10 protein-coding genes are annotated in these 8,514 nt (G+C 70.0%); 6 read left to right on the forward strand and 4 right to left on the reverse strand.

Annotated elements, in window-relative coordinates; genetic code table 11:
• On the forward strand, positions 1-239 hold a 239-nt coding region (locus AC1DVT_RS15370), incomplete at its 5' end, for an NAD(P)H-hydrate dehydratase (RefSeq protein ID WP_477389885.1).
• A gap of 65 nt (positions 240-304) precedes the next feature.
• The gene (locus tag AC1DVT_RS15375; protein WP_477389886.1) at positions 305-1,393 is read left to right on the forward strand and encodes a YihY/virulence factor BrkB family protein; all 1,089 of its coding nucleotides are present in this window, start codon (positions 305-307) and stop codon (positions 1,391-1,393) included.
• A 12-nt stretch (positions 1,394-1,405) separates the two neighbouring features.
• On the opposite strand, the gene AC1DVT_RS15380 is transcribed toward AC1DVT_RS15375, so the two are convergent.
• A complete protein-coding gene (locus AC1DVT_RS15380) occupies positions 1,406-2,134 on the reverse strand; it encodes a DUF72 domain-containing protein (RefSeq protein WP_477389887.1) in 729 nt (242 codons plus the stop codon).
• 25 nt (positions 2,135-2,159) lie between these two features.
• Complete coding sequence (dinB, locus tag AC1DVT_RS15385; protein WP_477389888.1) at positions 2,160-3,356, reverse strand: DNA polymerase IV; 1,197 nt, start codon at positions 3,354-3,356, stop codon at positions 2,160-2,162.
• 125 nt (positions 3,357-3,481) lie between these two features.
• On the opposite strand from dinB, the gene AC1DVT_RS15390 reads away from it, so the two are divergent.
• The 4 genes from AC1DVT_RS15390 to AC1DVT_RS15405 are packed head-to-tail and all read left to right on the forward strand — an operon-like array spanning position 3,482 to position 6,884.
• Positions 3,482-4,624 carry a LolA family protein gene (locus tag AC1DVT_RS15390; RefSeq protein WP_477389889.1) on the forward strand — a complete coding sequence of 381 codons (1,143 nt, stop codon included), beginning with the start codon at positions 3,482-3,484 and terminating at the stop codon, positions 4,622-4,624.
• Positions 4,625-4,648: 24 nt separating this feature from the next.
• On the forward strand, positions 4,649-5,632 hold the full coding sequence (locus tag AC1DVT_RS15395; RefSeq protein WP_477389890.1) for an ABC transporter ATP-binding protein: 984 nt from the start codon (positions 4,649-4,651) through the stop codon (positions 5,630-5,632).
• Entirely contained in the window at positions 5,619-6,476 is an 858-nt protein-coding gene (locus AC1DVT_RS15400) for an ABC transporter permease (RefSeq protein ID WP_477389891.1), read from the forward strand. The genes AC1DVT_RS15395 and AC1DVT_RS15400 overlap by 14 nt, the downstream gene beginning before the upstream one ends.
• Positions 6,477-6,494: 18 nt before the next feature.
• Positions 6,495-6,884, forward strand: coding sequence for a hypothetical protein (locus AC1DVT_RS15405; protein ID WP_477389892.1), 390 nt, complete (start codon positions 6,495-6,497; stop codon positions 6,882-6,884).
• A 1-nt stretch (position 6,885) separates the two neighbouring features.
• Here AC1DVT_RS15405 and AC1DVT_RS15410 read toward each other — a convergent pair whose 3' ends face one another.
• The gene (locus AC1DVT_RS15410) at positions 6,886-7,122 is read right to left on the reverse strand and encodes a hypothetical protein (RefSeq protein WP_477389893.1); all 237 of its coding nucleotides are present in this window, start codon (positions 7,120-7,122) and stop codon (positions 6,886-6,888) included.
• 141 nt (positions 7,123-7,263) lie between these two features.
• The coding region (locus tag AC1DVT_RS15415) for a helix-turn-helix transcriptional regulator (RefSeq protein WP_477389894.1) at positions 7,264-8,514 on the reverse strand (1,251 nt) is incomplete at its 5' end.

The raw sequence follows: 8,514 nt of genomic DNA on the forward strand, positions 1-8,514 counted from the left end.
AAGGGGGCCCCGCGCTCGGCACGTCGGGCAGCGGCGATGTGCTGGCGGGTGCGATCGCCGGCTTCGCGGCACGCGGCGTCGACCTCGACCGGGCCGCGGTCTGGGGGAGCTGGACACATGCACGCGCGGGGGATCGGCTGACCGCCCGCATCGGCATCGGGTTCCTCGCCGGCGACCTCGCTCCGGAACTGAGTCTTGCCCTGGGCGAAGTGCTGTCGACCCCCGGTTCCGGGCACTGACCGCACATTTCGGAGCCCTTGGCAAGGGTGGTCTGGAACACCGTCCGCGGGCGTAGGAAATACGGATGAAGGCTCATCCCCCCACCACCAGCGCCGACGCGCCCGACGTCGTGGCGCCCGACGACCCGCGCAAGCCAGAATCGCCGACCGACCTGGAGAAGCGGTCGTGGAAGTACGTTCTCGGCAAGACGGTCCGCGAGTTCTCGTCCGACCAATGCACCGACATCGCCGCAGCGCTGACCTACTACGCGGTGCTCTCGATCTTTCCCGGGCTGATCGCGATCTTCTCGCTGCTGGGCATCGTCGGCCAGGGCGAGGCAGCCAGCGCGGCCATCCTCGAGATCATCGACCAGGTCGCCCCGGGCGATACCGCGGATGCGATCCGCGGACCGATCGAGCAGATGGCGAGTTCGCCGGCCGCGGGGTTTGCCCTGATCGCCGGCATCGTCCTGGCGATCTGGGCGGCCTCGGGATACGTCGGTGCGTTCACCCGGGCGATGAATCGCCTCTACGAGATCGACGAAGGACGCCCGTTCTGGAAGCTCAAGCCCGTCCAGCTTCTCGTCACCGTGATCACCATCGTCCTCGTCGCCGCCGCGGCGATCATCCTCGTGGTGTCCGGCCAGGTCACCGAGGCAGTCGGGAACGCGCTCGGGGTGGGGGAGGTGGCGAAGCTCACCTGGTCGATCGTGAAATGGCCGGTCCTCGCGTTCATCGTGGTCCTGATCATCGCGATCCTCTATTACGCGACCCCGAACGCGAAGCAGCCGAAGTTCCGCTGGATCAGCATCGGGGCGCTGCTCGCGATCGTGGTGCTGGCGGTCGCGACGCTGGCCTTCGGCCTCTACGTCGCCAACTTCTCCAACTACGACAAGACCTACGGCTCGCTCGCCGGCATCGTCGTCTTCCTGCTGTGGCTGTGGATCGCGAACCTCGCCCTGCTGTTCGGGGCCGAGTTCGACGCCGAGCTGGAGCGGGGCCGGGAGCTGCAGGCCGGGATCGCCGCCGAGGAGAACATCCAGCTGCCGCCGCGTGACACCCGCAAGAGCGAGAAGACCGCGGAGAAGGAGGAGAAGGATGTCGCGGAGGGCCGCCGCATCCGCGAGCAGCACGACTACCAGCCGCCGGCCGCGCCCGCGGACCACCGCGAATGAGTGCGTCTCGCATCAGAGCCCGAGGAAGAGCTTCAGCGACCGCGCGTTGCGGACCGCGTTTCCGTCGCCGTCGTTGTTGAAGTAGGCGAAGACGTCGCGGCCGGCATCCGCCCATTCGCGGATCCGATCGGCCCACCAACGCAGGTCATCGTCGGAATACGAACCGCCATACAGGTGCTCGCGGCTCGGACCGTGGATGCGTACATAGACGATGTCCGAGGTCGCGCGCAGGACGCACGGCAGCCCTGCGCCACTCATGATGCAGTACGCAGCGCGGTGCCGTTCGAGAAGGCGGAACACGTCCTCGTCGTACCAGGACGGATGCCGCAGCTCGACGCTGACGCGGATCCACTCCGGGACCAGGTCGAGGAAGTAGGCCAGCCGCGCATCGTCGCGCTGGAACGTCGGGGGCAGCTGCACCAGCAGGACCGCCCTCGTGTCAGCGAGTGCGTGCCATCCCTCCCTGACTCGCTCGACCCACACCTCGGGCGCATAGAGCCGCTTGGCGTGAGTCAGACCTCGCGGTGCCTTCGCCGACATCGCGAAACCATCGGGCGTGCGCTGGTGCCAGCTGCGAAACCGGCTCGCCGGCGGCCAACGGTAGAAGCTCGCGTTCAGCTCGACCGTGTCGAACTCCCTCACATACGCCCCGAGGCGGTCGGCGGCGGGAAGCCCCGGGGGGTACAGCACACCATCCCAATGCGCGTAGCTCCAGCCGGACGTTCCGATGCGGATCGTCATCCCGGCGACCGCCCCGCATACTCGCTCACTCGTGCTCCGGCAGCAGCGGCGTCGACCAGCCCGGATCGCGACCGAGCTGCGCCGCCCGGGCGACCGAGGCCGTGCCGAAGCGATCGCGCACGGCGTCGAGCACCGTGTCCAGACGCGCCCCGTCCTCCCAGTCGATCGGCAGCTCCGGCTGGAGGTCTTCGACGTGGCCCAGCTGCGACAGCGAGACGCCGATGAGGGTGATGCCGCGGTCCTCGATCTCCGGCAGCGCGGCGGCGAGCAGCCCTTGCGCGACGGCGAGCAGCACCGTAGTGCGGTCGGTCGGGAAGCGCATGGTGCGGGACCGGGTGGCTTTGGCGAAGTCGCMGTAACGGAGGCGCAGGACGACCGAGCGGCACGTACGGTCCCGATCGCGCAGCCGACGGGCGAGCCGATCGACGATCTGAGTGAGGATGACGTCGAGTTCGGCCGCCGTGCGTGGGCGGCTGCCGAGCGCGCGCTGCGAGCCGATGGAGCCGCGTCGCCGTGTGGTGTCGACCGGGCGCGGGTCTCGCAGCCGCGCGAGCGCGTGCAGGTGCGCACCCGTCGCCTTGCCGAGCAGTCGCTCGGCGGTCGCTTCCTCGAGCTCGGCCAGCTGCCCGACGGTGGTGATGCCGAGCCGGTGCAGCTTCTCAGCTGTCACCGCACCGACGCCCCACAGCCGTTCGACCGGCAGCGGGAGCAGGAACGCCTCCTCCCGGTCGGGCTCGACCACCAGCAGCCCGTCGGGCTTGCTGACCGCGCTGGCGACCTTGGCGAGGTACTTGGTGCGCGCGACCCCCACCGAGATCGCGAGGCCGACCTCCGCACGAACCCGCTCACGCAGCCGCACGGCGATCTGCTCCGGTGTGCCGGCGATCCGCCGGAGACCACCGACCTCCAGAAACGCCTCATCGATGGAGATCCCCTCCACGAGCGGCGTCGTATCGCGGAAGATCGCGAACACGTCCTTGCTGGCTGCGGAGTACGCGTCCATCCGCGGCGGGACGACCACCGCATCCGGGCACACCTCGCGCGCCTGCCGGCCGCCCATCGCGGTGCGCACCCCACGGGCCTTCGCCTCGTAGCTCGCCGCGAGCACCACGCCCCCGCCGACGATGACCGGGCGGCCGCGCAGCGCGGGCGCATCCCGCTGCTCGACCGAGGCGTAGAAGGCGTCGAGATCGGCGTGCAGCACCGTCGCCTCGTCCCGCATCCCGCCCCCACCGATCCACCGTCCTGCGGATCGTCCCACGCACCGCCGACATGAGCCCTCGCGCAGCACCCTGAGCGTTGGCCGTGACCGGAGACGGGACGCGGCGACCGGCGTAGCCTGGTCGAGTGAGCCGTTCCCGTCGTGTGCTCGACCGTCGCCCTGTGCTGTGGACCTCGGCGATCGTCGTGTCACTCGTGGCCGGCGCTGCGATCCTCGTGCCGATGGCGGCGAGCGGGGCCGTAGACCTGCCCGACAAGACCGTCCAGGAGCTGGTCGAGTTCGCCGGCGCGAGCGAGGTCGATGCGCTCAGCGGCACGATCGAGCAGACCTCGGAGTTGGGACTTCCGGACCYGGGGGCCCTGACCGGGTCCATGGGCGGGTCCGAAGGCGCCTCGGACGACGAGTCGTCGGCGGCCGACATCGATGACCTGATCGCGCTCGTCACCGGCTCGCACACGGCGAAGGTCTACCTCGACGGTGAGAGCGCCCGCCTGCAGGTGCTCGATCGGCTCGGAGAGCGCAACGTCTACGTCGACGGAGCGGCAGGCGAGACCTGGTACGTCGACAGCGAGACGCAGACGGCCACGAAGCTGAACCTCCCCGCCGACGCCCCCAAGGGGTCGGACGCTCCTGACGCGGACGAGACTCTGCCCACCCCCGACGCGATGCTCGACGATGCTCTCACCCGACTCGACGAGACCACCGACGTGACGGTCGGCACTGACTCGCGCGTCGCCGGCCGCGACGTGTACGAGCTGATCCTGGTGCCGCGCACCGCCGACACGCTGATCGGCGAAGTGCGCTTCGCCATCGACGGTGAGAACGGCGTCGCGCTCGCCGCATCCGTCACCCCTCGCGGCGCGAACGAACCCGCCTTCGAGATCGCGTTCACGCAGGTCGACTTCTCGGCGCCCGACCCCGCGGTCTTCGCATTCGAACCCGGCGCCGACATCACTGTCACCGAGAAGGACGTCACGCCGCCGGATCACCACGGGACGAAGACGGATGCCGCGGCCCCGACGGTCTTCGGAGCGGGCTGGTCTGCGGTGGTCGAACTGCCTGACACGTCCGGCGCGGGAGAGCAGAGCGGCTTCACGGAGCTCGACCCCGAGCAGCGCGCGATGCTCGAGAGCGTCACCACCGCCGTCGACGGCGGCAGGGTGCTGCAGACGGCGCTCGTCAGTGTGCTGATCACCGACGACGGTCGTGTGCTGGCGGGCTCGGTGCCGGCATCCCGCCTGGTCGAAGCCGCTCAGACCGGTCGCTGACGGCACGCCGGTGACGGATCCGCGGTGACGGGGCCGACTCCCGTGCGCCCGACTGCAGGCGCAGAGCTTGCGATCGAGACGACCGGTCTCACCAAGCGCTTCGGTGCGCAGACCGCCGTCGATGCGGTCGACCTCGCGGTGCCGCGCGGTGCGGTGTACGGCTTTCTCGGGCCGAACGGGTCGGGCAAGACGACCACGATTCGGATGCTGCTGGGGCTGCTGAACGCGACCGACGGCGAGGCGCGGGTGCTCGGCGCGCCGATGCCACGGTCGCTGGACATGGTTCTGCCGCGCGTGGGCGCGCTCGTGGAAGGTCCGGCGTTCTCACCGTTCCTCACCGGGGAGCAGAACCTGCATCGGTTCGACGCGGCCGACCGGCACTCTTCGGGACGGACGCGGAAGGCGCGTGTCGCCGGGGCGCTGGAGCGGGTGGGCCTCACGCATGCGGCGAGGAAGAAGGCCCACGCCTACTCGCTCGGCATGAAGCAGCGACTCGGTCTCGCGAACGCGCTGCTGATGCCGCGAGAGCTGCTCATCCTCGATGAACCCACCAACGGGCTCGACCCGCAGGGCACACGGGAAGTGCGCTCCCTCATCCGCTCCTTCGCCGCCGACGGCACGACGGTATTCGTCTCGAGCCACCTGCTCGCCGAGGTCGAGCAGCTGTGCACCCACGTCGGAGTGATGAGCGGTGGCGCGCTGGTGGCACAGGGGACTCTCGCGGACTTCCGTCGGGCGGGGGCACGAGCGCGCGTGGAGCTCCGCACCCCCGACCTCGAGGCCGCCCGCGCGGTGCTCGCGTCGCGGGGGGTCGAGGTCGACGTGCGGGACGCGGCATCCGATCTTGATCTGCTCACCGGGGTGATGCCCGACAGCGCCCAGCCCGAGACGATCGTCGCGGCGCTGGTGGCTGCCGGTGTGCGCGTACGCGGGTTCGAGGTCGTCGGCGAAAGCCTCGAGCAGCGTTTCGTCGAGCTGACCGGTGAGGGCTTCGATGTCGTCGGCTGAGGTCGCGGCGCCGGCCGCCCGCGCCGGATCGGGCACCCTCCAGCTGCTCGGCAATGAGCTGGCCACCCAGTTCCGGCGGTGGCGCACGTGGGCGATGCTGGCTGCGCTCGCGCTCATCCCGATCCTGCTCGGCATCGCGGTCCGGATCGTCGGCGGGTCCCGTCCCGGCAGGGGTCCTGCCTTTCTCGATCAGATCACCGACAACGGGCTCTTCGTCGCTCTCGCGGCGCTGACCGTCGCCATCCCGCTCTTCCTGCCGCTCACCGTCAGCGTCGCCGCCGGTGATGCGATCGCCGGCGAGGCCAGCCACGGCACGCTCCGCTACCTGCTGATCGCCCCCGCCGGTCGGGTGCGGCTGCTGCTGGTGAAGTACCTCTCCGCTGTGGCCTTCTGCGTCGCCGCCACCGTCACCGTGGTCGTCGTCGGCACGCTCGTCGGGTGGATCCTCTTCCCCGTCGGCCCGGTCACGCTGCTCTCGGGTGTGCAGGTGTCGGTCGGTGAGGGGCTGCTGCGGCTGCTCGCCGTCGGGGCCTATGTGTCGGTGTCGCTCTTCGGCCTGTCGGCGATCGGACTGTTCCTCTCGACGCTCACGACGGTGCCGATCGGCGCGATGGCGGCGACGGCGATCCTGGCGGTCGCCGCCCAGATCGTCGGGGCGATCCCGCAGCTGGAGGCCCTGCACCCGTGGCTGTTCACCGATCGGTGGCTCGACTTCGGCGACCTGCTGCGCTCGCCGATCGTCTGGGACTCGTTCGCACAGAACGCGCTGCTGCAGGGCGCCTACATCGTCGTCTTCGGCGCTGCGGCGATCGCTCGCTTCCGCACGAAGGACGTGCTCTCGTAGGTGGTGGATACTTCACTCATGACGCAGGGAACCGTGTACCAGCCCGGGGTGTGCAACATCGGTCCGGCCGAGATCCGCCGGCGGCGCAAGTCCGGCTACCTCGGATTGGTGGTCTCGGTGCTGTTCCTGGCTGTTGCCTTCCTCCTCGGGTGGTCCCCCGCCTGGCGGCTGCTCGTCGCTGTGCCGGTGTTCTTGTCGGCGGTGGGCTTCCTTCAGGCGGCGTTCCACTTCTGCGTCGGGTTCGCCTCGCAGGGGCTGTTCAACTTCGGGGAGCTCGGCCACGAGGAGACCGTGTACGAAGCCGAGTTCCGTCGCAAGGATCAGCGCAAGGCGCTCCTGATCACGGGACTGTCGTTCGCGATCGCGGCGGTCGTCGCGCTGATCGCCTTCCTCATCCCGGTGGCCTGATTCAGTGGGCGGTTCTGTGGCCGGCTGAGCCGAGGGACTTGGCGAACCACTCGGCCACCGGGCCGAGGCCATTGCGGCGCTGGTTCGACTCAGGGGCGGCGGCGACGCCGGTCGAGGCGGGTTGCGGATTCGAAGCGGCGAGCCGCTCTGCGTGGCGGCGGAGAAGCTCGTTCTCACGGTCGAGCTGCGTAGCGCGGCGGCTGTCGAGGATGTGGGCGGCGTGGGTGCTGGCGTTCATTTCGGTCTCCTGTCTGGGCGGTCCGGGTGGACCGGGCTTTCTGCTGACAGGAATGACATTCCTCGGTAAGGGCGGTGCCGCTCATCGGGCGGATGCCTAGGCCTGCGCCCACGAGTGCCCTAGATCTGCCCCGAGACGCGACTAAGACGTCTCGTCGCTCGCGTAGAGCGCCGCCGCCTCGGTGCGGTTCGCCGCTCCGATCTTGACGAGAATCGCGGACACATGCACTGACGCGGTCTTGGGCGAGATGAACAGCCGCTGCCCGATCTGTGGGTTGGTCAGGCCCTCGGCGACCAGGGCGAGCACCTGCCGTTCGCGGGGCGTGAGTGAGGAGACTCCGGATGCCGCGGCCCCGCCGTTCCGGCCACCCTGCGCCGCGGCATCCGGGGTCTTGATCACGATTCCGGCGCGCGCCGCGAGTTCGCGCGCCCACCGCGCCACGAGCCGCACCCCGTCGCCGGGGGCCTCCGCGGCAACCGCGGTGAGCAATAGTGCCGCCTCCGCGCGCGCGCCGTCGTCGATGAGCGACTGCGCCAGTCGATACCGCGCGTAGTGGCGCAGTCGGCACGGGACGAGACCCTCGTCGGTCTGCGCGACGGCGTGCCGCCATGCCTCGGTCGCCTCGCTCTCTGCCCGCTCGGCGGCGACGAGGGCGCGCAGCGCCACGTCAGGGCCGTCCTCTCCCAGCGCATCGACCGCGTCATCGAGGCGGGGCGTGAGCAGTGCGGTCGATGCCGGTTGGACGCCGGCGTCGAGAGCCTTCCGCAGCGTCCAGGCAACCGACGGAAGCAGCCTCGCGCGGAGACCGGGCGCGTCCAGAGCGAAGGGGGTTTCGAGGATCGCGGCAGCGTCCAGCGCTCGCACGAGGAACCGCTCCCGGTCGGCCGTCGAGTCGGTCTCGGTGAAACCCGCCATCGCTGCATCTATTTCTATGTGTGCCCACCCGAGCTGCTCGTCGTCGTCCTCGGCGATGAAGGCGATGGTCCGCGGATCCAGGCGGAAGGCGCTGGCATCGGAAGACTCCCGGTCGTCCCAGAGCTCCCCCAACGCCCGGATCCGGAACGCGAAGGAGCGCCAGGCCGCGGAATCCGACAGCAATTCGATTGCGCGCACCGCGTGGGTGAGCCCCTCATCGAGGTGGCCCGCGAAAACGAGCGCATCTGCCAGGTTCGCTGCGATGAAGGCCCCGGCACCGCGGTCCAGGCCGACCGCTGCACTCTCGATCATTCCCGTGCGTCCGACTCGAATGGCGTCCTCGAACCTGCCGCGGAGCGAAAGCAGGTCGACCTCATTGGCGATGTCCTGCAGCCGCGTGCCCGGGAGCAGCGCAACCGCGACCGTTCGCTGGATCACATCGAGTGCGTCGTCCCACCACCCGAGCCGGACGTAGCG

The sequence above is a fragment of the Microbacterium sp. P2_F9 genome, assembly GCF_056403635.1.